Annotated in this window: 21 protein-coding genes and 1 other RNA gene; 5 read left to right on the forward strand and 17 right to left on the reverse strand. The window is 32.6% G+C overall.

The genetic code is table 11. The features are described 5' to 3' along the window. Positions 1–26 precede the first annotated feature (26 nt). From BHU61_RS04605 to BHU61_RS04615, 3 genes are read right to left on the reverse strand one after another with little or no spacing between them, the layout of a single operon-like run. Positions 27–899, reverse strand: coding sequence for a 5'-3' exonuclease (locus BHU61_RS04605; RefSeq protein WP_111714981.1), 873 nt, complete (start codon positions 897–899; stop codon positions 27–29). Further along, complete coding sequence (locus BHU61_RS04610; protein ID WP_111714983.1) at positions 896–1,792, reverse strand: sulfurtransferase; 897 nt, start codon at positions 1,790–1,792, stop codon at positions 896–898. The genes BHU61_RS04605 and BHU61_RS04610 overlap by 4 nt, the downstream gene beginning before the upstream one ends. 2 nt (positions 1,793–1,794) lie before the next feature. After that, positions 1,795–5,190: a dynamin family protein gene (locus tag BHU61_RS04615; protein WP_170122453.1), complete on the reverse strand. Its 3,396-nt coding sequence runs from the start codon at positions 5,188–5,190 to the stop codon at positions 1,795–1,797. Between the two features lie 134 nt (positions 5,191–5,324). Between BHU61_RS04615 and BHU61_RS04620 the strand changes: the two genes are divergently transcribed. The 3 genes from BHU61_RS04620 (at position 5,325) to BHU61_RS04630 (ending at position 7,708) form a co-directional block, all read left to right on the forward strand. Next, positions 5,325–5,492, forward strand: a complete 168-nt coding sequence (locus BHU61_RS04620; RefSeq protein WP_242444216.1) for a cytochrome c oxidase subunit 2A — start codon at positions 5,325–5,327, stop codon at positions 5,490–5,492. A gap of 12 nt (positions 5,493–5,504) precedes the next feature. Continuing rightward, positions 5,505–5,984: a cupredoxin domain-containing protein gene (locus BHU61_RS04625; protein ID WP_199798205.1), complete on the forward strand. Its 480-nt coding sequence runs from the start codon at positions 5,505–5,507 to the stop codon at positions 5,982–5,984. Between the two features lie 68 nt (positions 5,985–6,052). Further along, complete coding sequence (locus BHU61_RS04630) at positions 6,053–7,708, forward strand: b(o/a)3-type cytochrome-c oxidase subunit 1 (protein WP_111715531.1); 1,656 nt, start codon at positions 6,053–6,055, stop codon at positions 7,706–7,708. A 48-nt stretch (positions 7,709–7,756) separates the two neighbouring features. Here BHU61_RS04630 and BHU61_RS04635 read toward each other — a convergent pair whose 3' ends face one another. The 6 genes from BHU61_RS04635 to BHU61_RS04660 all read right to left on the reverse strand — a co-directional run bounded on the left by BHU61_RS04635 (position 7,757) and on the right by BHU61_RS04660 (position 11,772). Further along, positions 7,757–8,767, reverse strand: a complete 1,011-nt coding sequence (locus BHU61_RS04635; RefSeq protein WP_242444217.1) for an MsnO8 family LLM class oxidoreductase — start codon at positions 8,765–8,767, stop codon at positions 7,757–7,759. A gap of 110 nt (positions 8,768–8,877) precedes the next feature. Continuing rightward, positions 8,878–9,996 (reverse strand): THUMP domain-containing class I SAM-dependent RNA methyltransferase, encoded by a 1,119-nt coding sequence (locus BHU61_RS04640; protein WP_111714989.1) that lies wholly within the window; start codon positions 9,994–9,996, stop codon positions 8,878–8,880. 131 nt (positions 9,997–10,127) lie between these two features. Next, positions 10,128–10,494, reverse strand: an RNA gene (gene rnpB, locus BHU61_RS04645) — RNase P RNA component class B. Positions 10,495–10,546: 52 nt separating this feature from the next. Beyond that, entirely contained in the window at positions 10,547–10,861 is a 315-nt protein-coding gene (gene gpsB, locus BHU61_RS04650) for a cell division regulator GpsB (RefSeq protein WP_099578161.1), read from the reverse strand. Positions 10,862–10,871: 10 nt separating this feature from the next. Continuing rightward, positions 10,872–11,423 carry an SLOG family protein gene (locus BHU61_RS04655; RefSeq protein WP_111714990.1) on the reverse strand — a complete coding sequence of 184 codons (552 nt, stop codon included), beginning with the start codon at positions 11,421–11,423 and terminating at the stop codon, positions 10,872–10,874. Positions 11,424–11,433: 10 nt separating this feature from the next. After that, complete coding sequence (locus BHU61_RS04660) at positions 11,434–11,772, reverse strand: DUF1798 family protein (protein ID WP_111714992.1); 339 nt, start codon at positions 11,770–11,772, stop codon at positions 11,434–11,436. A gap of 76 nt (positions 11,773–11,848) precedes the next feature. Here BHU61_RS04660 and recU point away from each other — a divergent pair, with 76 nt between their 5' ends. Continuing rightward, positions 11,849–12,451, forward strand: coding sequence for a Holliday junction resolvase RecU (gene recU / locus BHU61_RS04665; protein WP_099578167.1), 603 nt, complete (start codon positions 11,849–11,851; stop codon positions 12,449–12,451). Between the two features lie 25 nt (positions 12,452–12,476). Continuing rightward, positions 12,477–14,936, forward strand: a complete 2,460-nt coding sequence (locus BHU61_RS04670) for a transglycosylase domain-containing protein (RefSeq protein WP_111714993.1) — start codon at positions 12,477–12,479, stop codon at positions 14,934–14,936. A gap of 21 nt (positions 14,937–14,957) precedes the next feature. Here the strand turns inward: BHU61_RS04670 and BHU61_RS04675 are convergent, their stop codons facing one another. The 8 genes from BHU61_RS04675 to BHU61_RS04710 all read right to left on the reverse strand — a co-directional run bounded on the left by BHU61_RS04675 (position 14,958) and on the right by BHU61_RS04710 (position 24,025). Beyond that, a complete protein-coding gene (locus tag BHU61_RS04675; RefSeq protein WP_111714995.1) occupies positions 14,958–15,275 on the reverse strand; it encodes a YpoC family protein in 318 nt (105 codons plus the stop codon). Further along, complete coding sequence (gene nth / locus BHU61_RS04680; protein WP_111714997.1) at positions 15,272–15,925, reverse strand: endonuclease III; 654 nt, start codon at positions 15,923–15,925, stop codon at positions 15,272–15,274. Before nth ends, BHU61_RS04675 begins: the two co-directional genes overlap by 4 nt. Further along, a complete protein-coding gene (locus BHU61_RS04685; protein ID WP_111714998.1) occupies positions 15,915–16,592 on the reverse strand; it encodes a DnaD domain protein in 678 nt (225 codons plus the stop codon). The genes nth and BHU61_RS04685 overlap by 11 nt, the downstream gene beginning before the upstream one ends. An 87-nt stretch (positions 16,593–16,679) precedes the next feature. Then, positions 16,680–17,975 (reverse strand): asparagine--tRNA ligase, encoded by a 1,296-nt coding sequence (gene asnS, locus BHU61_RS04690; protein ID WP_111715000.1) that lies wholly within the window; start codon positions 17,973–17,975, stop codon positions 16,680–16,682. Between the two features lie 2 nt (positions 17,976–17,977). Then, on the reverse strand, positions 17,978–19,162 hold the full coding sequence (locus tag BHU61_RS04695; protein WP_111715001.1) for a pyridoxal phosphate-dependent aminotransferase: 1,185 nt from the start codon (positions 19,160–19,162) through the stop codon (positions 17,978–17,980). Positions 19,163–19,236: 74 nt separating this feature from the next. Further along, entirely contained in the window at positions 19,237–21,831 is a 2,595-nt protein-coding gene (locus BHU61_RS04700; RefSeq protein ID WP_111715003.1) for a helicase C-terminal domain-containing protein, read from the reverse strand. 9 nt (positions 21,832–21,840) lie between these two features. Continuing rightward, positions 21,841–22,809, reverse strand: a complete 969-nt coding sequence (locus tag BHU61_RS04705; protein WP_111715005.1) for a biotin--[acetyl-CoA-carboxylase] ligase — start codon at positions 22,807–22,809, stop codon at positions 21,841–21,843. Then, the gene (locus tag BHU61_RS04710) at positions 22,802–24,025 is read right to left on the reverse strand and encodes a CCA tRNA nucleotidyltransferase (protein WP_111715006.1); all 1,224 of its coding nucleotides are present in this window, start codon (positions 24,023–24,025) and stop codon (positions 22,802–22,804) included. Before BHU61_RS04710 ends, BHU61_RS04705 begins: the two co-directional genes overlap by 8 nt.

Consider the following 24,025-nt stretch of genomic DNA (forward strand, 5'->3'; position numbering starts at 1 on the left):
TACATTTTTGCATAAAGGGCTTGTCATTACAATTTCGCTATAAAATTTTTGGCAACCTTTAGTTCGTATTGATTACATATATCGATCATTGATTGCAAATCAACTGAATATGGCATTTCACTGATAATTTCATCTAACTTTAGTGGTACTTCTGTATGGATTGCTGCAAGTTGATGAGAAAGCTTTAAAGCATCTGCTGCTCCATTGATTTTATTTTGCTGTCCTTTCGGAAGTTCTTCAATATGTTCAAGTACACATTCAACACTTCCATATGTCTGAATTAATTTAAATGCTGTTTTTTCACCAATACCCTTTACACCAGGATATCCATCAGCAGTATCACCCATAAATGCTTTTACATCAATTAATTGCTTTGGCTGAATTTGATATTCTTCGATAAATCGAGTCTTATCATATTTATTGTAAATATTGAAGCCTTTTTTTATTAACCATACTTCAATATGCTCATCCAGTATTTGCAGCAAATCACGATCGCCACTAATTACTTTTATATCATATGTGCCATCTAACGTATGTGCTAACGTCCCGATAACATCGTCAGCCTCGAAATTTTGTATGCCAATATTATGAAATCCAAGTTGTCTTGAGATTTCCTGCACCATATCAAATTGAGGAATCAACTCGTCTTGTGGTGCTGGACGATGAGCTTTGTAGTTAGGGTCGATTTCGTTTCTAAATGTTTTAGCCCCCATATCCCAACAGACTATTACATGATGGGCATCGGTGTCATGAATCGCACTTACAACATGTCTTACAAATCCTTGAACACCATTTGTAGGAACACCTTCTGAATTTTTCATATAGTTTTTGTGTAGACTTGTAGCAAAGAAGTGACGAAAGAGCAATGCCATTCCATCAACAATTAATAAATTGTTCATTTTTGTTCTCCAGTTTCTATTTGATTTGGATATTTTGACACCCACTCGGAATAACTACCTACATATACTTTTACATTTTGGTCTAATGTCTTGAGAGCGACATATAAAGGTGTAGCGCTTAAACCTGAACCACAATAAATAATGCTTTCTTTCTCTAAAACATTTCTAAATACATTTCGTAGTGCCTCACTATTTTTCGGGACTCCATTTGCATACACTTCACTAAAAGGAATATTGATTGCTGTCGGAATATGGCCCGCAATTTTATCCATCGGTTCAACTTCGCCAACATAGCGTTCATGAGCACGTGCATCAATAAGTACGACATCATGTTGAGGAGCCTTAATTAAGCTTTGGATATTGTTACAGAAAGTGATGATATCTTTATTAAAATTTTTGTTTAAATCTCTATTTACTAATTCTTTATATTTTTCCACCGCCATTTCATACTCTTTGTCGGTGCATTTATATAATTTTAATAAAGCATGCTGTTTTCCTTCTATTGGATCTTTTGTCGATTTCTTAAACAGTTTCAAATCTTCATAACCTTCCTGAATAAGAAGACATTCAATACCTACAAGATGACACAGAAATACAAAGCGAGTGCCATAAAAACTATTACGATTATCATAGCCTATTATCGTCTTTCCTTGAGCAAATGCTTCCACAATATCAATGAAATCATTTAAATCAGGTAATGGATGTCGTCCACCTGATATTGGATTGTTACCCATTAAGAATGAATGAATATACGCTGCTCCTTCAATTCTTTCTTCGTGATAGTTTTGAATACTTTGTTCTAAATTGTCCATTATACCTCGACAATCAAAAAGTATTGCATCATTATTTTGTACCAGTTTATAAGCTTGTTGTTCTGTTATCCATATTCTCATGACTACACCTCTATTTTTTGAATTGCTTTTGAAACTTCTTCTTTTAAAGTATGGTCAATTTTTTGTTGCATTTTTTCGCGCATTGTTTGATGCATCATTTTATTTTTTTCTTCAATATAATTAGACAATTTTATTGCATTGTCGTCAATAAGCTTCAAGATTTCATTTTCATACATATCAATTAATTTAATTAGCATTTGTATCGTTTTTTGGTGTATTTCATCGTACAGTTCAGTTTTCAGTGTCTGATTCATCAACTGCTTCTGCTTAATATTACCTAAATTTATTGTATGAATTTCATCAGTGAGCTTACTAATACTTACGTCATTAGGATTTAGTAATTGTTCTTTATATTGTAAATCTTCATAAATCTCTTGTTGTTCTAATTGATTAGTAAGCACTTGAATACCTTGACTAAAGAACGACTGCGCACTTTTATTTAATCTTGGCATAATCAAATATAAGTCTTCATTTAACTTTTGCTGAACAGCATGTAAATAGCTCTGTTGTACTTTAGACAAATCCGAAGAAGTATTGATTTGTTCTTTTAAGACGTCATACAGCTGTATTTTCATCTTGTCTTTAAGATATGTTGTTTGTTCAGTCAATATATCTTTTACCGATCGTATTACATTATCTTTTACATTTAAATCGATTGGACCATTGGCTAACCACTCTGTGTAATACTGATTTCTAATTTGTATTTGATTTTCGTACTGATCAAAATTACTTACAAGTGCTTTTGCTTTTTCGTATAAAACAGATGTCTGGTGATTAATTTGTTTAATTTTCTGTTGTTTACTTGTTGTTGTCACAAAGCTTTCAATTGCTGTTTTAAATTCAGTAAAATTATCATCGTAACTTTTTAATGCATTTCGACTTGAAACCGGATAAATAGGATCATCAATGTTTAAAGTTTGTAGTTCTCCTGCTAAATAATCTATCACAGAATTTAACTCCTGTTCATCTTTTGCTAAATCTACTGCATTAATAACAAAGAAATTCTGACTATCTTCGTTTATAATTTCTACTTCATTTAAATAAGAAAGGAATGCTTTGTCTTTTTCAGTATAAACATGATTGTAATATGACACATAGATTAATAAATCGCTATCAGTAATTATTTCAGTTGTTTCTTTTGTATGTCGGCTGTTCGTACTACCTGTGCCTGGTGAATCAATAATAATCTTATCTTTTAGAAAATCATTTTGGATGCCGAGAGTAATCTTCTGTACAAAAGCTGCATGTGCATCAACAGCAGTATACTGTGTTATTTCGTCATCATTCACTTCAATTGTTGCATGATTCTCTAAATACTGTGCATATAGATCATAATTTTGAATAATCGCTTCTGCAAAATTTCTGTTCTGTGCATTTAACTGATTAAGTTTTCCTTTAAATCGTTTAATCCATTGACTAATTGTAGGTATTTCAATTGTTGAAGTTAACATCATGTCATTTAATGATTTCAATATGTCTTTTTCCAACTTAAATGTGACATAATTCTTATCACCATATTGAATCTCAGTTATTGAAGCTGTCGTTGGATTCGGTGAAGAAATCAATATTTCTTCTTTTAAAAGTGCATTAATCATCGCACTTTTACCTGCACTAAAAGCACCAAATACAACAATTTTAGTTATATTCTTATTCAATCGTTCAATTTGAGCATTTACTTTCTCTATATCAGTCTTGAAGTACATAACATCAGACAAATGTTGCAGAATTGATTTACTTAGATTCAGATTCTCATTTGCAAAAGTTGTTTCTTTAATAATTTTTGAAATTTCTGTAGGTTTTTCTTCAAGCATTTCAAATGTTACATAATTTCTATCAATTAATTTATCCACCGATTCATCAACATGAATATAGTAGTGTAGATAGTTTTTAGTAGTGATTGACTTTATTAATGATTCATTCTCAAAATATTCATCAAACTTCACAGTTTCCTTACTATTTTCATCATTTGTATTTAAAATAGACATATTTATATTTTTTATGAACAGCTCATGCCAATTCTTTTGCTGATTAACGATCATACGTTCAATGAATAATTTTAATTCATCTGAATAAATTAAAACATAATCATTTGTGATAGATGTTTGTTGCTTAATTAACTGCTTAACATCATCTTGTGAAATATTAAAAACAAGTTCATTAATTATATTTGGATTACTTAAGTATTTTGAGAATTGACCATAATATTCTTTAAGCTGAAATGTAATTTGTTTCTCAATTAACGCATTCAGTGATGTAACAACTGTTGCCACTTTTTCATCCTGAATCGCTAGTACTTTTGCTTTTTTACCAAAAAGTCCTGGTACTTTATAGTTATCTGCAAATGTTTCGAGCATCTCACGATTTTTCTCGCGCATTTCATAAGGCATTAAATAAGCATTTTTTATAATATCTTTCACACCATTTAACAATAACTGTGCGTTATTTGCATCTGCTAATATAGCTTGTTCAGCGTTCATCGCTACATTTGCACTTGCTTTTTGATATGCCATATCTACTTCGTCTTCTTCAACGTTTATTGTAGCCAGTAAATTTGTTTTAATTTTATTCAGATAATGTATTTGTGTCGATTCAATATAAGCTATCATGCGTTCAAAATAATACGCTTTGTTTGTTTCTGCATTGTGCGCAAAGTGCTCCATTAATGGAATCACATTATCAATTTCATTATTAACACTGTCATAAATTGATGTATATAAAATATGCTCAATCTTAAGATGCCAACGTTCAATATTATCATTTATAGCAGTTTTAAAATCCTCAAATGATATTTCTTCTTCATGATGTTTATCAATCTGATTGATTATCAACACGACTGGGACGTTTAATTGATTTAATGCTCTAATTTGATCAAAGTTTTTTTCTGAATTTACATGATTATACTCAACCGTATAAAAAACCACGTCACTAATAAGTAAAAATTTCATTGTACTTGCTTCATGATTTTTAAATGTTGCATCAATGCCTGGAGTATCCTGAATGACGGTACCATTATCAAATAGATGAGACGATTTTTTGATTTCAACTGATTCTATTTTATGGTTAAGTGTATTTACTCTTTTTATATCTTCATATTGATTTAAATCACTATATGTATGATTATCAAGATTGATGCGTACATTTTCAGTGTCACTGATAATAATTTGAGCCGTATTACTTGTAGTAGGAACTGGTGAACTCGGTAAAATATTCTCATTGAATATATGATTTATTAAAGATGATTTCCCTGAAGAAAAGTGACCAATAAAGCTGATAACAACTTGATCCTGATGCACTTTTTTAATAATTTCATTGATTTGTTCCACCAAAATCACATTGTTTGACTTCTCTACTTCTTTTTTTAATTGATATAATTGCTTGATTTGTTCATGATGTTTCATAACATACCTCATTTATATATATTTATTTGTGAAATTTTTAACGAAAATAAAAAAAGTGTGATATTTATCACATTAATAAACTTTGTACTCTATTATTATAAAGAAAGAAAAGCTATTAAGAAAGGGTGTTCATTATGGCAGAGGATAAAAATTTAAATCAATCACATGATCCGATTCAGGTTAATGAAGAAGTTCATCACGATTTAGATTTAAGAGGCACAATGGCGTCAGTATTATTTTTAGGCGCAGTGTTTATCGTAACATGGTTTGCAATTTTTATATTATTTTTAGAACGCGTATAGGAGGGGAATATTTTGCATAAGTTAGAGAAAATTTGGCTGGGATTAGGTATGGGATCACTTGTTTTATTCTTAGGTATTATTTTTGTTTCTGCAATACATAGCGGTCATGAGCCAATCGCCAGTGGACGAGAATTTGTCGATCCAGAATTAATTGATAAACATGAAGTATTCAGCAAACCAGGATTACATAAAGTTGAAGGTAAAGATTGGGATTACGAATTAGTATTTGTAGTTTCTGCATTTAACTACAATCCAGGTGAAGTTGAAATTCCAAAAGGTGCGAAAGTAAAAATTATCGCAACAAGTCGCGATGTTGTTCACGGCTTCGAAATTGCTCAAACAAACGTTAACATGATGATAGAGCCAGGACACATCTCAACATTCGTAAAAACATTTGATAAAAAAGGTGAATACCTATTATTGTGTAACGAATACTGTGGTACTGGTCATGCAGACATGAAGTCAAACATTAAGGTGGTAGATAAGAAATGAACGCATTCAAATTAGATAGCGGCGTATTTGACGATCGCTCTACTTATAGAAACCATCATGCCGAAGAAATGGCAGAACGTGTAGAAATGGACCGTAAAGATGGTAAATTAATTATGGCGCATATGTATGTAGCAATTGTGTGTTTAATCATCGGTGGATTAGCAGGTCTACTACAAACATTAGTGCGTTCTGGTCAATTAAAATTACCTGCAGGAATCGGTTATTATCAAATCTTAACTGTTCATGGTATTATTTTAGCTTTAGTATTAACAACATTCTTTATTATGGGATTCCAGACAGCTGCAGTAATCCGTACTTGCGGTAAACTTTCACCATTACAAAGAAAATTAGTTTGGTTAGGATTCTGGGTAATGTTAATCGGTACTGCAATGGCAGCAACGATGGTATTACTTAATAAAGCTACAGTCTTATATACATTCTATGCTCCTCTGAAAGCACATGTAATCTTCTATGTTGGTATGGCATTAGTCGTTGTTGGTTCTTGGATTTCTGCAGCTGGACAAATCATGCGCTATGCACAATGGAGAAAAGAACATAAAGGATTAAAATCTCCTTTATTAGCTTATATGGCAACAATCAATAATGTAATGTGGATCGTATGTTCTATCGGTGTTGCAGCAACAGTTTTATTACAAATGATTCCTTGGTCATTAGGTATAGTTGAACGTATCGATGTTTCACTTAGCCGTACGCTATTCTGGTACTTTGGACATGCTTTAGTTTATTTCTGGTTATTACCAGCATATATGTCTTGGTATGCAGTCGTTCCAAAAATTATCGGTGCTAAAGCATTTAGTGATAACTTAGCACGTATGAGTTTTATGTTATTCTTATTCTTCTCAATTCCAGTTGGTATTCACCATCAGTTAACTGAGCCTGGTATTGATGTAACATGGAAATATGTACAAGTTGTATTAACATTCATGGTCGTTATTCCTTCATTAATGACTGCATTTAGTTTATTTGCAACATTTGAAGCGTATGGAAGAAAAGTTGGTGCTAAAGGATTATTTGGATGGATTAAAACATTACCTTGGAATGATGCACGTTTCGTATTACCATTCATCGGAATGGCAGCATTTATTCCTGGTGGAGCTGGTGGTTTAGTTAACGCTTCAGCTCAAATGGACCAAGTCGTACATAATACTATCTGGATTACAGGTCACTTCCATTTAACAGTAGCAACAGCAGTTATCTTAACGTTCTTTGGTACAATGTACTGGTTAATTCCACATGCTACTGGGCGTGTAATGACAAAAGCAATCAATAGATTAGCAATTATTCAAGGTGTTATGTGGGCAATTGGTATGTCAATCATGTCTGGCGCAATGCACTACATCGGATTATTTGGGGCGCCACGTCGTTCTACTTATTCTGAATATGGTGGTTCAAAAATTGCAGCTGAGTGGATTCCTTACCAGGTAATGCAAGCAGTTGGAGGTACAATTTTATTTATCTCTATCATCTTAGTAGTTATCGTGTTCATTCAGTTAGCATTCTTTGCTCCTAAAGGATATGAAGCATTCCCAGTTTCTGAAGCAATGGATGAAGCAGCACCTGCTTATAAATTCGTTGAAAACTGGAAATTCTTAATTATCGTTACGATTGCATTAATTTTAGTAGCGTATACAGTACCTATCGGACAAATGTTTATGGATCCACCTCCTGGTGCTAAAGGTATGGGCGAAGGAAAACTTTGGTAAAATCAAAACATCAAGCGAAAGCTTGATGTTTTTTTATTTTTATATTCATTATTTCTCACTATTAATTTCATCTATTATTTCTTTAATCACTTTAAAACTTTCTATTTTTAATGTAAAGTCAAACGTATTGTTGATTACCATCAGTTCATCAAATCGATACGTTTCATATAATTTTTTAATTTCATATTTAACATCTTCTTTTATTCCAATAAAATAACGTCCTCTGTTCTTCTCAATGATACGTAAATCCTCTTCACTATATTTATTTTTATTAACCTGTTCAATTGAAGGAATAACAGTATCCCTTCCTTTAGTAACATTTAATAACCAATGATCTAATATACGTCTTTGCATCTCTTTTTCTGCATCATCTTTCACAACAATGATAAATGAACAAAATATCGTATATGCGTGTTTCATAAATGCATTAGGAATAAACCCCTGTTGATAAATTTTTATAGCACTGTCTCGAAACTTATCACTGATAAAATTACCGAATACAAAACCTATCCCTAATTTTGCAGCCCTTTTAGCACCATTATCAGTCAACCCTAACGTAAAAATTTCTGGATGATTTTCAATCCTAGGTCCAGCTTTAACACCTCTATATTGATGCTCTAAAGGCAAAGTGTTACGCATGAAACCTAAAAACTCTTCTAGCATTCTATCATAATCTCTCACCTTACTTGCGCCACCATCTGTTAATGCTTTTCTGGTCATTTCACTTCCACCTGGAGAATTTCCTAAGCCAATCGTCACACGACCAGGAAACAACGCTTCTAATAAGTTTGCATTTTCCGCAACCTTATAGGGGCTATATTGAGGTAAAAGAATACCCGCAGAACCAATATTAATGGATGACGTTACTGATAATAATCTTGTCATAACAATTTCTGGTGAATGACTAATTAATCCTGTCGTATTATGATGTTCAGCAACAAAATAACGATCATAATTTAATTTTTCTGCAAATTGAACGAGTTCTATCGTATGCGCCAATGCATCCCCTGGCGTTTCTCCACGTGACATGGGTACTTGATCTAATATACTTAATTTCAATGTATTTTCACCTTCTTCTTGATACATATATCATAAACAAAAAACCACACAAAACATATAGTTATGCTTTGTGTGGTTACATTTATTTAAAGGTTTGTCGACATCCTCTTCTATCTCTCGCCCCAGTATTGATAGTACGTACATTCAATGTATCCATTAAATAATTTTCGGCGTTTAGTTGCTTTTTTGCCTACTAATATTTCAAATGTCTTCAAACTTGTCAAAATATATAGTGACCATTTAGGATTTTTTTCAATTAGTTCTCCTAAATACGTGTACATTGCTTCCACTTCTGCTCTCTCACCTATACGTTCGCCATACGGCGGATTACCAACAATTGCACCCTTTTCACTGTTTAACGTAAGATCATGAACATTCATTTGCTTAAATTCAATGATATCTCCAAAGCCTACTTCAATCGCATTATTACGCGCAATTTCAACCATGTTCGGATCAATATCACTTGCTGTAATCGATATTTCTTTATCATATTCAGCAACTTCTTCTGCCTTAACACGTTCTTCATCGTACATACCTTCAGGAATGATATCCCAGTTTTCACTCACAAAATCTCTGTTAAATCCTGGTGCAATATTTTGAGCGATCATTGCTGCTTCAATTGCAATGGTTCCTGAACCACAGAAAGGATCAATAAATGGTGTTTCTCCTTTCCAGTTAGATAACAATACAAGTGCAGCTGCTAACGTTTCTTTCATCGGTGCTTCACCTTGTGCGAGACGGTATCCACGTTTATGTAATCCGGCTCCTGAAGTATCAATTGTAAGTAATACTTCATCTTTAAGAATCGCAACTTCAACTTTATATAATGCGCCATCTTCACGTAACCATCCTTGCTGGTTGTGAGCTTTTTTTAGACGTTCAACTATTGCTTTCTTGACAATTGCCTGGCAGTCAGGTACACTGAATAACTTTGATTTTAAACTTCTACCTTGAACTGGAAAACTTCCATTTTCACTAATATAGTTTTCCCACGGTATATTTTTTGTCTGATCAAACAACTGTTCAAAAGTAGTAGCATAGAAACGTCCAACAACAAGTTTAACGCGATCTGCGCTGCGTAACCAAAGATTTGATTTCACGATTGCCCGTGCATCACCCTGATATAATACACGTCCATTCTCTGTTGTTGTTTCATATCCAAGGGCCTGAACTTCTTTTGCTGCAACAGCTTCCATCCCCATAGGTGTAGTAGCTAGTAATTGATACATAATTCCCTCCAAGTTTACATAATACTTTTATAGTAGAATGTAATGTTTATTAATTCCATTGTAACACGATAAATACGTTCAATAAATAAAAAAAGTCCCCCATTATAAATGGAGGACATCTAGAAAGATATCTCTATAAGCCATGTTCTGTTCCTTAGTACTGCAAATGAGCCTAGATACTCTCGTACGCCGGTGATAATCATCTGTCTGTATTTTCATACCTCTTCTATACGTTCATTTCCGCTAGAAAAGTGCTCCTACCAAATTTGGATTGCTCACTCGAGGGGTTTACCGCGTTCCACCTTTTCTATTTCTAGAAAAGCTACGTCACTGTGGCACTTTCAAGTTACTCAGACCATATCAAAGACTTAGGTCTATTCACTGCCGTCAAATTAATGCCCTGGCTTATTGTTTCACCAGGCACGATCACTACAGCCATCTCAGGCATGTGTGAGCATGGACTTTCCTCTATACAAAGTATAGCGATTATCCGAGATATCTTTTAACATTATTAAATTATAGCATCAAATGCATTGAATTGCGATGACTATTATTTACCGAACACTGCTTTTTCAAGATTAGAAATACGTTTTAATAAATCGTAGTTATTCGGTGTTTGTTGCTGATGATCACTTCTACCTGTTGCAACACGCATACGAAGGTTTTCAATTTCACGTTTCAATTTTGAATTTTCATCAGAAAGCTTTAATAATTGATTGTTCATGTCTGCCATCTTTTGATAGTCTTCTATCACTTCATCTAGAAAACTATCTACATCTTCCGGTTTAAAACCGCGTACCATCGTTCTTTCAAATTCTTTTTCATAAATATCTTTTGCAGATAATTTTAAATTCATTTCTGACATAATAACACCTCTAATTTTCTTGTTCTCTCGTATATTCATCTATAAAATCTGATAAGTCGAAAAAACTGATACTATCCATAGTATATTGATTTTCTGTCATAAAATCAATGAGCGTTCTTTTGAAGAATTTAGGACTTGCTTCATGCTCTTCGTCATAAAATAATAAAGTACCTTCAGTATTATCCAAAATGAACTGATTCGCCTGACTAAACATATATCCACCTTTATAAGTATCCTGAAACACACTATTTATATAATCTGCTTTACTGATAATCTGTTGATAGTATTGTTGATTTTCTTCATTCCATTTTTCTGTGTGACTTAAAAATGGCGTGATAATGCCCAATTTAATATCATATTGTTTTTTTAATCGAATCGTTACTTCAGCTGCCCATAATTCAGTACCTAAATTCCCCTGGATAATGACCCATTCAAGACCTTCTTCAATATATGATTTAATTTTATCCTGAAGGAAGAGTTTTATATATCGTACTTCAGGCTGATTATTTTTAAAAATACCAATCTCATACGGTTTATATCCAGTTATATATAAAGTCTTCATTACTATATCCTTAAACTTTTTCTATTACTCTGTTGATATATTGAAGATCATGATTGACTGCTTTGAATTTGTCGATAAATATTTTTTTACTCGTCTTATCAAAAAAACAATCGACAGATAACTCTCGAATATATAGCATCAGCAATGATAATTTCTTTTCATTCATTAAAGGTAAAGATAATATCTCTTCTTTATAATTATTTAATTGATTTAAATTTACATCTACTTGTTCAGTAAATGGTTGTACATCAATAACAAAGTTAAATAGTTCACCATTTTTTGCGCTATGAAAGTACTGATCAATCTGTTGCATATTTTCAATTAAACTTTTAATACAATTTTGTAACATTTAACTACTCCTTTCACAAGTTGTGTTAAACTCATTGTATATGAAAAAATAAGACATCACAATTAGGATGAATAAAATGGTCAATTATCCAAATGGTAAGCCTTCTAAGTCTTTAGACTTAGTTACAAATACTATAAATAATAGTAAAATTGAATATGGAAAACGTGGTATGAAATTTGAAGATGAAATCGACAACAGCAATAGATATTATCTCCAAAACGATCTGGCAATTATACATAAAAAACCGACACCGATTCAAATCGTAAAAGTAGATTATCCGAAACGTTCGAAAGCAGTAATCAAAGAGGCTTATTTCAGACGTGCATCAACAACTGACTATAATGGCATATATAATGGTAAGTATATTGATTTTGAAGCTAAAGTTACCCAAAATAAAACGAGTTTTCCACTGATCAATATACACCAGCATCAAGTTTCACATATGCATCAAGTTTATCGTCATGGCGGTATCGTCTTTATTTTAATTTGCTTTTCCAGTCTTGAAGAAGTATATTTATTACCGTTCGAAAATTTTTATCATTATTGGCAAAGATACAAAGACGATGAAAAGAAATCTATTCAGTTAAAGGAAATTAAAAAAGATGGTATATTGATACCATATACATATCGTCCTAGAATTGATTATTTAAAAGCAATACAATCACTATATTCTATTTAAGTTTAATGAGAGAGAGGATTTAAGAATGGCGAAAAAGAAAAAAAGTTTAAAGAAAACGATCTTACAAGTTGTAGGCGTGCTTGTCGCATTATTTACAACGATGGTCGTTGCTGGTATGCTACTGTTTCTATATTATGCATACAATGCTCCGAAATTTAATGAGTCAGCATTACGTGATCAATTACCGACTAAAATTTATGATAAAGATAATAATCTAGTAACCATATTATATATGGGACAAAAACGTGAGAAAGTTAAGTTTGCAGATATTCCAGATACGATGCGCGATGCTGTACTTGCTACTGAAGACAATCGTTTCTATGAACATGGTGCATTAGACTTTAAACGATTAACCGGCGCAGTATTTAAGAATTTTACTGGTGGATTTGGTTCGCAAGGTGCTTCAACATTAACACAACAAGTAGTTAAACGTTCTTTCCTAACAGATCAAAAATCTATTGAACGTAAAGCACAGGAAGCTTACCTATCTTATCGATTAGAACAAGAGTATGATAAAAATCAAATTTTTGAGATGTATATGAATAAAATTTATTATTCTGATGGTATATATGGTGTTAAAACAGCAGCTAGATATTATTTTAATAAAGATTTAGATCAACTATCACTTGCTGAATCAGCATATTTAGCTGGACTTCCACAAGTTCCTAACACGTATAATTTATATGACCATCCAGAAGCTGCAGAAAAACGTAAAGATACTGTTTTATATTTAATGAATCGTCATAAACGTATCTCTAAAGCTGAAATGGAACAGGCGCAAGCTGAAGACTTATCAAAAAATTTAGTACCTAGAACAGCTGCGCAACGTCAAAATATAGAAGAAAATGATCCGAAATATGCATCATACGTCAATGTAATAAAGCAAGAATTAAAAAATAATAAAGAATTTCAAGGCAAATCATTAAGTGATGTGTTAACTAGCGGATTAAAAATTTATACGAACATGGACAATAATGCACAGATTTCACTGCAAAACAATGTTGATAACATGAATATCTATAAAAACAAATATCAACAAGCAGCATCAACGATTGTTGATACTCAAACTGGTGCACTTGTTGCTATAAGTGGTGGGCGTAATTTTACAGACGTCGTTGATAGAAACCTTGCAACAGACGTACATCCTGTTGGTTCAACAATCAAACCATTCTTAAGTTACGGTCCAATTGTCGAAAATGAACAATGGGCAACAAATCATAAAATACAGGATGAATCAGAATACGATATAAATGGTATCAAATTTAAAAACTATGATACGCAAAACCACGGCGTTGTAACAATGCGTGATGCTATCCGTCGTAGTTTAAATATACCGGCATTAAAAATCTTCCAGGAAGTAAAAAAAGAAGCTGGTAATGATGCATCTTATGAATTTGCCAAAAATGTTGGATTAGAATATCAATCAAAAGACTTAGGTCCTGCTGAAGCTTTAGGTGGATCATCTTCTGAGTTCTCTCCTACTCAAATGGCAAGTGCATTCTCTACTTTTGGTAATGGTGGTACATACAACAAAGCGCATGCTATTCGAAAAGTTGTGACACAAGATGATGAAACGATTAAGTTTGATACAGTTTCTGAAAAAGCGATGGAAGACTATACGGCATATATCGTAACGGATATGTTAAAAGGATCATTTGAACCTTTAGGTACAGCTTATGGTAGTAGTATTCCAGGTCTTACACTTGCAGCTAAAACAGGTACAGGTACGTATGGCAATGAAACGTATGAAAAATACAATTTACCTGACAATGCTGCAAAAGATGTCTGGATTGTAGGGTATTCACCACGATATACTATGTCTGTTTGGATGGGGTTCACTAAACTTGCTGAAGGCGGTGCTAATTCATTCGTTGGTCCTGAAGAGCAAGCATTACCAAAATCTTTATTTAAACAAGTAATGAGTGAAATCAGTCCAATAGATGGTCAGGATTTTGCAATGCCTGATTCAGTTGAAAAAATCGGTACAGATGTTAAAGTAAAAGGTCAACAAGATAATAATGATGTTTTAACAGGAAAAAATGATAATTCATCTACTACAGAGTCAGACTCAACGACAACTTTTCCTACAGGTTCTTTAGATGAGCAAACTGAGGCAGCGCGTAATAACAATGAACGTGCTGCTGAAGCTGCTAAGAGAGCCTTAGAAGAAGCAAAACAGGCAGAACAGGATGCGAAGAATCAAATCAATAACCAGTCATCTAGCAACTCTGAAAAAAAAACTTCTAATTCAAAAGACAAGAATAAAAACAACACCACTGAGGTTGTAACAGAAAATATACCTACTACAATGGAAAGAAGAACAGCTGAAACTGTTCCATCTAGCCAATCTGCAGATCAAAAAGCTGCCGCTGACTTGAAAGCAGCGAGTGATAAAGCTGCTGCAGACTTAAAAGCTGCAAGTGATAAAGCTGCTGCTGATTTAAAAGCCGCAAATGAACGGGCAGCACAAAATTTAGGTCAATAAAAAAGAAGCGAAACAATGATGTTATCGCTTCTTTTTTATGCTTTTTATCGCAATTAACTTATTGATTTCAACAAGCATTGTCTTCATTTGCTGATAACCCATAAAATGATGTTTACGCTGTTCAATATACTTTATACGTTCAATAAAATTTAAAGGTCCTATTTGAATATTATCAGCTTTAAGTTCAACATTGGGTTCTAAATCATTTAATGTTCTCATTAAATACAGTAATCCTTCATAATATTCATCAAGTAATTTTATTGCATCAATACTATTCAATGTTCTATTTTTACTGTGCTGATCAATTTGTTCTTCCAGCTCACTCATTCTCGCTTTCATGATACAACCACCTTATGACGTTTCTTACCTTCTCTGCAATCCTTTAACAATGGACATTCAAGACATTTCGGATTGCGAGCTGTACAATGATATCGGCCAAAGAAAATTAATTGATGATGCGTTTTGTTCCATCGTTCTCTCGGAATCTTATTACATAATGTTGCTTCAACCTGCTTTACATTATCTTTCCATTTACATATACCAAGTCTCTTAGATACACGTTCTACATGCGTATCAACAGCAAGTGCAGGAATTCCAAACGCTACTGATACTACTACATTGGCAGTCTTTTGACCAACACCTGGTAATGCAACAAGTTCAGCATGTGTCTGCGGAACTTTTCCATCATATTTATCTATTAAAATACGACATAATGCCTGAATATTTTTTGCTTTATTCTTATATAAACCGATTGAGCGAATATCATCCATTAGCTCCTCAATCGGAACATTTATATAATCTTCTGGTATTTTGTATTTTTGAAATAACGTTCGAGTTACTTTATTGACGAGAACATCTGTACATTGTGCCGATAATAATACAGCAATTGTTAATTCAAATGGATTGTCATGAACAAGTTCACATTCAGCATCAGGAAACATTTCATCAATAACATCTAACATTTCTAAAGTTTTCTTCTTACTTATCATATGGATTCTCTCCGTTCACCCAATCAAAAACAGGAATATCAGGTACTGTTTTAGATAGCGTTTTTGACGGCTTATATTCATTACTTACTATTTTTGATTCATCAATCGTCTTAACATTACGTTTTTTCCAGTTCAGTAATATTCGATCGATATATTTAATACTCAGTTTATTATGACTGCTTGCTTCGTTTAAAGCTGTAATAATTAGTGGCGCAGAATGCTGATCTGTATCTATCCAATGAGAAATCGTTTCGATTTCAATAGGTGTTAAAGGTCGTGCAAATGTTGCTTCAAAACGTTCAAATATTTCTTTAAAACTCGTTTGTCGTACATTGACATCGTTAATTTTTTCTTGTTCTTCTTGTAATCTTAATAATTGCGATTCTAATGGTGTTAAATCGTAACGTTCTTCAAATGACACATCATTATATTTTTTTACATCAATTTTTATAAAATCTTTACTGATTAAGTTTTGTAATATCAACATCACTTGCGACTTGTCAACACTCATCGCATTGCTAATTGTCTCAAATGAAGGTAAACTACTTTCATTTGATAATTCTATTATTTTCATGATCATGATGAGTTCTGTTTCACTCATCCCAAGTTGATGATATTGTTCAAAAAGAATACGAGGAATGATGACATCTTGTTTAAATATACTCATTGTTTCCCCCTTGGTGATAGAAAAATCGTACAGATATAAAATTATATCTATACGATTTAATATTATTAATCTATATTAACTTAAATTTTATGGATATAAACGATTCAGTAAACGTGGGAAAGGACTCGTTTCACGAACGTGTTCTACACCTGAAAGCCATGCTACTGTTCGTTCTAATCCTAATCCGAAACCAGAGTGTGGTACACTGCCGTATTTACGTAAATCAGTATAATAACTATACGCAGCCGGATCTAAACCATGTTCTTTAATACGTGATTGAATTAATTCAAGATCCCAAATACGTTCTGAACCTCCAATAATTTCACCGTACCCTTCTGGTGCAATTAAGTCTGCACATTTAACTGTTCCTTCTTCATCAGGATTAGGCTGCATATAGAATGGTTTAATTCCTGTCGGATAGTTTAAAATAAATACAGGTAAATCGTAGTGATTAGCAATTGCTGTTTCATGCGGTGCACCGAAATCATCGCCCCACTCAATATCATCAAATCCTTGTTCTTTTAAGAATTGAATCGCATCAGTATATGTTATACGTGGAAACGGTGCTTTTACTTTTTCTAATTTCTCAGTGTCACGACCTAATAATTTTAAGTCTAATTGACAGTTCTTAAGGACTGACTGAACAATATATGAAACATACTGTTCCTGAACTTCTAAACTATCTTCATGTTCGTAAAATGCCATTTCCGGTTCAATCATCCAGAACTCGATTAAGTGTCGACGTGTTTTAGATTTTTCTGCACGGAATGTAGGACCGAATGAAAATACTTTACCGTGTGCCATCGCTGCCGCTTCCATATAAAGTTGTCCTGATTGGCTTAAGAACGCATCTTCTTCAAAATATTTCGTTGCAAATAATTCGCTTGTGCCTTCTGGTGCAGATCCTGTTAAGATCGGTGGATCAATCTTTGTAAATCCATTGTCGTTAAAGAACTCATATGTCGCACGTATAATTTCATTTCGAATTTTCATTACCGCATGCTGACGTTTAGAACGTAACCATAGATGACGATGATCCATTAAGAAATCTGTACCATGTGCTTTCGGTGTAATAGGATAGTCCACTGATTCATGAATCACTTCTATGCCTGTCACTTCCATTTCATAACCGAAATCTGAACGTTCATCTTCTTTAATTACACCTGTGATATATAAAGATGTCTCCTGCGTAATACCTTTTGCAACTTTAAATAATTCTTCACCAACTGATTCTTTTACGACTACTGCTTGCATAAAACCAGTTCCATCACGTAACTGAAGGAATGCAATTTTACCGCTTGATCGTTTATTTAAAATCCATGAACCGATTGTTACTTCTTTACCTACATATTTACTCGCTTGATTAATCGTTATTTTTGTCATGTTTATTTCTCCATTTTCTCTTCTACGAATTCTTTAATGCGTTTAATCGCTTCATGCATTGAATCTAAATCCGTCGCATAGCTTAAACGAATATTATTTGGTGAACCAAAACCTGATCCTGGAACCACTGCAACTAATTTTTCTTCTAATAATGCAGTCACAAATGCCTCTGTATTTTCATATCCACAAAGTTTCACTGTTTCACTTACATTAGGATATAAGTAGAATGCACCCTTTGGTTTAATACATTGAATGCCTGGTACCTCCATCAGTTTAGGATAAATCTCATCTAGACGACTTTTGAATATACCATTCATTTCGTTTAAGAAAGTTTTATCTCCATTGTATGCTTCAACTGCTGCCCATTGAGAAGGTGTTGTCGGGTTACTTGTAGAGTGACTTGATAAATCCGTCATCGCTTTAATTAATTTCGCATCTCCACAAGCATAACCGATACGCCAGCCTGTCATTGAATGACTCTTTGAAACACCATTGATTACAACTGTTAATGCTTTGATGTCATCATTAAAGCTAGCGATACTCACATGTTCACCATCGTACACAAGTGTTTCATAAATTTCATCTGATACTACGACAATATTATTTTCTACTGCCCAGTCTGCAATTTGTTGTAATTCTTCTTTCGTGTAAACCATTCCACTTGGATTACTAGGTGATGTTAAGACAAGTGCTTTTGTTTTGTCTGTTTTCACTTTATTTAGCGCATCGATAGTAACTTTATATTCAGTTGTTTCGTCACTATCAGCATAGATAACTTTACCGCCAGCTAATATTACTTGTTCAGGATAGCTTACCCAATAAGGAATTGGGACAATTACTTCATCTCCCTCATCAAGTAATGCCTGAAATAAATTGTAAAGTGCATGTTTGGCACCACTTGCTACCATAATTTCATTTAATCCATAATCTAAATTATTATCATCTTTTAATTTCTTTTGAATAGCTTCTTTAAGTTGTTTCATTCCACCAGATGGCGTGTATTTCGTTGCACCATTTTGAACGGCTTCGAATGCTTTATCAATAATATTTTGAGGTGTATTAAAATCTGGTTCCCCTGCTGCTAAACCAATAACAGGTTTTCCACTTGCTTTTAATTCATTTGCTTTAGCTGTTATTGCTAAAGTCGTTGATGGTGTTAACTTTTGAACACGTTGTGATAATTCCACGATTCCTCATTCCTCCCAGGATTCATTATAAGAACAGTTTACCAATAATTAAGTCATTTATTAAGTAGTTTAAGCTAGAATTCCGAAAAACTTTTGTAGAGTGTATACATAAATTTCTCAAAATCCTCAATATTCCCCTCTTGCTTATTAAAGTTTGAAAGTATATGACTGAATTTAGTTGCATAGCGACTATCTACTATTCTTCTATCAAAACAAATCATCCAACCACGATCTTTTTCGTTCCGAATTAAACGCCCAGTAGCCTGGTGTAGTTTATTGACAGCGATAGGAACCTGGTAATCTAAAAACACATCTTCAACTTCTTCTTTCATTAAAGCAATATTTAAATCTTTCGGATGCATAAAAGGTAAAGAAACAATCATTACGCATTTTACACCGTCATACTTAAAATCTATACCTTCATAAAATGTTTGCGTAGCGAGCAATACACCTTTTTCTAATTGATTAAATTGCTGATTCAGTTTCGTAGTATTAACATCACTATTTTGCGTCAATATAACTTGATCAAGTGCTGTTTCATATAAGTAGTCTCTCAAAATTTCAACTTGTTGATAGCTATTTAGTAAGATTAATGCTTTACCATCATAATTGTTTAAATACATCAATATATATTCCAGACATTTTTCTATATATGCTTCTTGTTGCTGATAATTGAATGCTGGTATATCTGTAGGTATATATAAAGGTGCTTTATATTTTTCGAATGACGCATCAAATTTTATATATTTTTTGCTCTCCATAAATAAGTCTGATAAAACGTTATGTTCATTAATTGAGTTTATCGTTCCGGAGATAAATATTTTCGAATCAAAAGCATCTAAAATATAGTTTTCAATCACTTCTTTTACATTATGCTCTTTTAAAATAATATGAATGCCTGATTTATTGTGATTATTAAACATGATATATAGCTCACCATGTAACAATATATTGTTATAACATCGTTCAAAGTTTTCTTTTAAGTTAATAATCATTTTGCGTTGGATTTTTGTAATGTTAGGTGCAGAAGCAATCGTTGACAGCGTATGCATTAATTCAAGCATTAAAATAGCTGGTTCATCTGCTTTATTGATTTCAGCTTGTATAATACGATCTGAATAATAATGTGTAAGCAGGTAATCAAATAACTGTTCATACTTTTCATTTAATTGCTGTAATTCATTATTAATACTCCCGTATTGGAAAAATGTCAAATCATTTAGTTTTTGCTTGTGACTAATAGCACTTGTATCAAATTCCTGCAATGTCTGAGATATTAAATATTTTAAATTCTGATATTTCATTTCAAATGTCGTGTATTTTAATGCGTAATTAAGTATTTGATGTGCTTCATCAATAATAATATGACGATAATTTTCAAATACATTAAATTTTCGATTTGATAAAAGATGTGCATGATTCGTGATTCCAATATGCGCCGTATCTGGATAAGCATCAAACAAATAAGTTTCATTTTGTTGAGGTATATAGAGGCTACGCATCAATTCAAAGTATATTTTACGTCCTCCATTTAAGTTCAGCTGTTCGATATCACCATCGTTACCACTCATTAAAAAGATGATCAACTGCATTTTTAATATGGAAATATCATGATTAATTTTTGTATCCTTTAAAATATAATCTACAAATTCAATGGTTAAATAATGATTTTTACTTTTAATAATTTGATACGGTATATTTAAACCTTGACGCTTTAAAAGTGTGATATCATAATCAATCATTTGATTTTGTAGCGCTATCGTAGAAGTAGACACGAGTACAGATTGATTAGTCTTCGCAATAAAATATGCGGCAGCAATTAAATAACTTAATGTTTTTCCGCTGCCAAGTTCTGCTTCTATCGTGATTTCAGTTTGTTGTTTTAAACTTAAATAAATTTCATAAGATAATTGATATTGTTCTTCTCTATAAATAAAATCGAGTGAATGTATCGTCTGTTCAAAAAATGTTTCAAAAGATACATCGATATTAAGTGGATTCACTTGTCTATTTTTTTTGATAAAATTAATGCCGTTCACTGTATGATAATCAATAGAACTATGTTCATAATCTCGTATCAGATCAAATAATACTTCATCAAAATGATAGCGCATTTGTTTGGCATGGCTATATAATGATTTCAAAGTAGTACTAGGTAAATTGCGTAATTGATCTAATGCAATCATTAAGATTTCACAAGTTGCTTTCGCATCGTCAATTGCTCGATGTGCATTTGTTAACTTTATATTTAGCTGCTCAGATAAATAAGACAATTGATACCTCGACATTTGAGGAAATACTATCTTAAATACATCTACAGTATCAATAATATACTTTGGTTTATAGAATATATTACTTTCATTAAAATATTTTCTTAAAAAATTTAAATCGAAATCAACATTATGTGCTACAAACACACACCCTTCTAATAATTCATATAGTTGAAGAGCGATCTTTTGAAATGTCGGTGCATGTTCGACCATTTCATTATTTATTTTTGTTAATGACTGAATAAACGGCGGAATCGGTTGCGTAGTATGCACAAATGATTCAAATGTGTCGATAATCTGATTGTTTTGCATAATACAAACACCAATCTGAATCATTTCATCCACTTCCAGATTATTCCCTGTTGTTTCTAAATCTACAATAGCATATTTTAATGCCATATTTTACACCTACACTTCTATATCTGCACTTATGAATTGATGGCGTTCACCTGTATCATCTAATACAACGAGTACACCATCGTCTTTTAAATCGATAGCTTTGCCATAAATTTGTTTATTGCCTTCAGTATACCTTAACGTTCTATCCCAAATCATAGAATAGCCTTTATAAATTTCTTTTATCTCTTTAAATGGTTGCGTTAAAAAAGCTTCATAATAGTGTTCAATTGAATCTATTAATGCTTTGATAAAAATATAACGATCAGTATCTGTTTTAGACTCAAGTTTAAAACTTGTAGCAGTATCTCTTATAGTTTCATCAAAATCTTCGAGTTTATGGTTAATATTTATACCGATGCCGCAAATGATCGTATGAACACCATCAGAATCTCCATTGATTTCTGTTAAGAAACCACATACCTTCTTATCATTGATATATACATCATTCGGCCATTTAATTTTTGGTTCAAGCTGTGTTACATTTTTTATCGCCTCAGCGATCGCAATAGAAATAAACAAATTAAACGTTGCAATTTGCTGATAGCTAATATTAGGATGCAGCACAAGGCTCATCCACAAACCAGTATCACGTTTAGAAGCCCATGGACGTTTAAAGCGACCTCTACCAACTGTCTGAATTTCGCTTAATACAAGTAACGGTTCATCAAATTCCATTAATAATTCGTGTGCAATAGTCTGAGTTGAAGTTACTTCTTCATAAACAAATTGTTTTTGAAATATTGAATCCCCTAAAACATATGATAATAAATCACTGTCCCAATGATCTGGAACTGACGTAATGCGATATCCTTTATTCTTTATTGACTCAACTGAATAGCCTTGTGTCTTCAAAACTTCAATTGCTTTCCATATCGCAGTGCGTGATACGTTGAATTGTTCAGCGAGTTTTTGTCCAGAAACATAATTGCCTTTATGCATCATTAAATATTCAAGTATATCCTGTTTATATTTAGACATGATTCTTTGCCCACTCCAATATTTTTTCTTGTCGATTGCTCAGTCGTCCTTCAATAACTGCTAATTCAATGTTGTTTAGCATACTTTTTAGCCATGGACCAGGTTTTTTATTTAAATATGTCATTAACACATTCCCATCAATTTGCAATTCATCTCGTGTCTGAATTGTTAATTGCTGTTTAGCTTTTTGAATTGATGTTATATCTACTAAATTATCTATTACAACTTTTTCATTTAATATAAAATGATACACATTTTGAATTAAATCTATATCAAATCGATATACAAACGCTTTTAAACTCATCTCAGGGTGATTAAAATAATCAAAAATTAAGACGCAATCTTTTATTTTTTTCTTCTCTTGATTGGATAGTTTAAAATCAGAAATTTTAGATGTTAAATCCTGATCTATTTTTAATTCACAATATATAATATATGCGATGTAAACTGTAAATTCAGCAGGTGATTGCAGCTGATACGTAGTAGTATTCCCCCTTATATCTCTAAAAAAAGGTAGATATCTATGCATTGTCTTATAAAAAATTTGTAATGCTTGATGTACGCCTTTACCCATCAATAGTTTCTTCAATTCAACAACGATACGTTCGATAGAAACTAAAGCAATTGTTGCAGCAAGTTCATCAATAGCCAGCAGCGTATTCTCTTCAATATTGAAATTTAGGACACTTTGAAATCGGATAGCACGCATCATGCGTAATGCATCCTCTTCAAATCGATGTGCTGCATGACCAACTGCACGTATTTCTTTATTTTTCAAATCTTTTTGACCATCAAAATAATCGATAATTTCGTGTGTTTCACTTAATGCCAGCGCATTGATGGTAAAATCTCGACGTTCTAAATCAGATTTCAAATCGGTAACGAATTGTACTTGTTCAGGACGTCGATGATCAATATATTCACCATCTACTCGAAATGTTGTTACTTCAAACTGAAAATCCTGCCACAATACGATGACTGTACCATGTTCAATACCAATAGGCACAGTCTTACTAAAAATCTTGATAATATTCTCCGGTAAACAATTTGTAGTTATATCGATATCATTTACCTCTTTTTTAAGCAATAGATTGCGTACAGCACCGCCTACAATGTAAGCTTCATATCCATGCAGCTTTAATTCTTCGATAACTTCATTCGCAGCTATAATCAACGTTTGTGTTGTATGATTTAAATATGTTAGTTCTAATTTCAT

It is taken from the genome of Macrococcus epidermidis, assembly GCF_003259695.1.
Lineage (GTDB): Bacteria > Bacillota > Bacilli > Staphylococcales > Staphylococcaceae > Macrococcoides > Macrococcoides epidermidis.

Coding starts and splice junctions, on each gene's coding strand:
- BHU61_RS04605 (WP_111714981.1), bottom strand. CDS start 899: ATGAACAATTTATTAATTGTTGATGGAATGGCATTGCTCTTTCGTCAC.
- BHU61_RS04610 (WP_111714983.1), bottom strand. CDS start 1,792: ATGAGAATATGGATAACAGAACAACAAGCTTATAAACTGGTACAAAAT.
- BHU61_RS04615 (WP_170122453.1), bottom strand. CDS start 5,190: ATGAAACATCATGAACAAATCAAGCAATTATATCAATTAAAAAAAGAA.
- BHU61_RS04620 (WP_242444216.1), top strand. CDS start 5,325: ATGGCAGAGGATAAAAATTTAAATCAATCACATGATCCGATTCAGGTT.
- BHU61_RS04630 (WP_111715531.1), top strand. CDS start 6,053: ATGGCAGAACGTGTAGAAATGGACCGTAAAGATGGTAAATTAATTATG.
- BHU61_RS04640 (WP_111714989.1), bottom strand. CDS start 9,996: ATGTATCAATTACTAGCTACTACACCTATGGGGATGGAAGCTGTTGCA.
- gpsB (WP_099578161.1), bottom strand. CDS start 10,861: ATGTCAGAAATGAATTTAAAATTATCTGCAAAAGATATTTATGAAAAA.
- BHU61_RS04655 (WP_111714990.1), bottom strand. CDS start 11,423: ATGAAGACTTTATATATAACTGGATATAAACCGTATGAGATTGGTATT.
- BHU61_RS04660 (WP_111714992.1), bottom strand. CDS start 11,772: ATGTTACAAAATTGTATTAAAAGTTTAATTGAAAATATGCAACAGATT.
- recU (WP_099578167.1), top strand. CDS start 11,849: ATGGTCAATTATCCAAATGGTAAGCCTTCTAAGTCTTTAGACTTAGTT.
- BHU61_RS04670 (WP_111714993.1), top strand. CDS start 12,477: ATGGCGAAAAAGAAAAAAAGTTTAAAGAAAACGATCTTACAAGTTGTA.
- BHU61_RS04675 (WP_111714995.1), bottom strand. CDS start 15,275: ATGAAAGCGAGAATGAGTGAGCTGGAAGAACAAATTGATCAGCACAGT.
- nth (WP_111714997.1), bottom strand. CDS start 15,925: ATGATAAGTAAGAAGAAAACTTTAGAAATGTTAGATGTTATTGATGAA.
- BHU61_RS04685 (WP_111714998.1), bottom strand. CDS start 16,592: ATGAGTATATTTAAACAAGATGTCATCATTCCTCGTATTCTTTTTGAA.
- asnS (WP_111715000.1), bottom strand. CDS start 17,975: ATGACAAAAATAACGATTAATCAAGCGAGTAAATATGTAGGTAAAGAA.
- BHU61_RS04700 (WP_111715003.1), bottom strand. CDS start 21,831: ATGGCATTAAAATATGCTATTGTAGATTTAGAAACAACAGGGAATAAT.
- BHU61_RS04705 (WP_111715005.1), bottom strand. CDS start 22,809: ATGTCTAAATATAAACAGGATATACTTGAATATTTAATGATGCATAAA.
- BHU61_RS04710 (WP_111715006.1), bottom strand. CDS start 24,025: ATGAAATTAGAACTAACATATTTAAATCATACAACACAAACGTTGATT.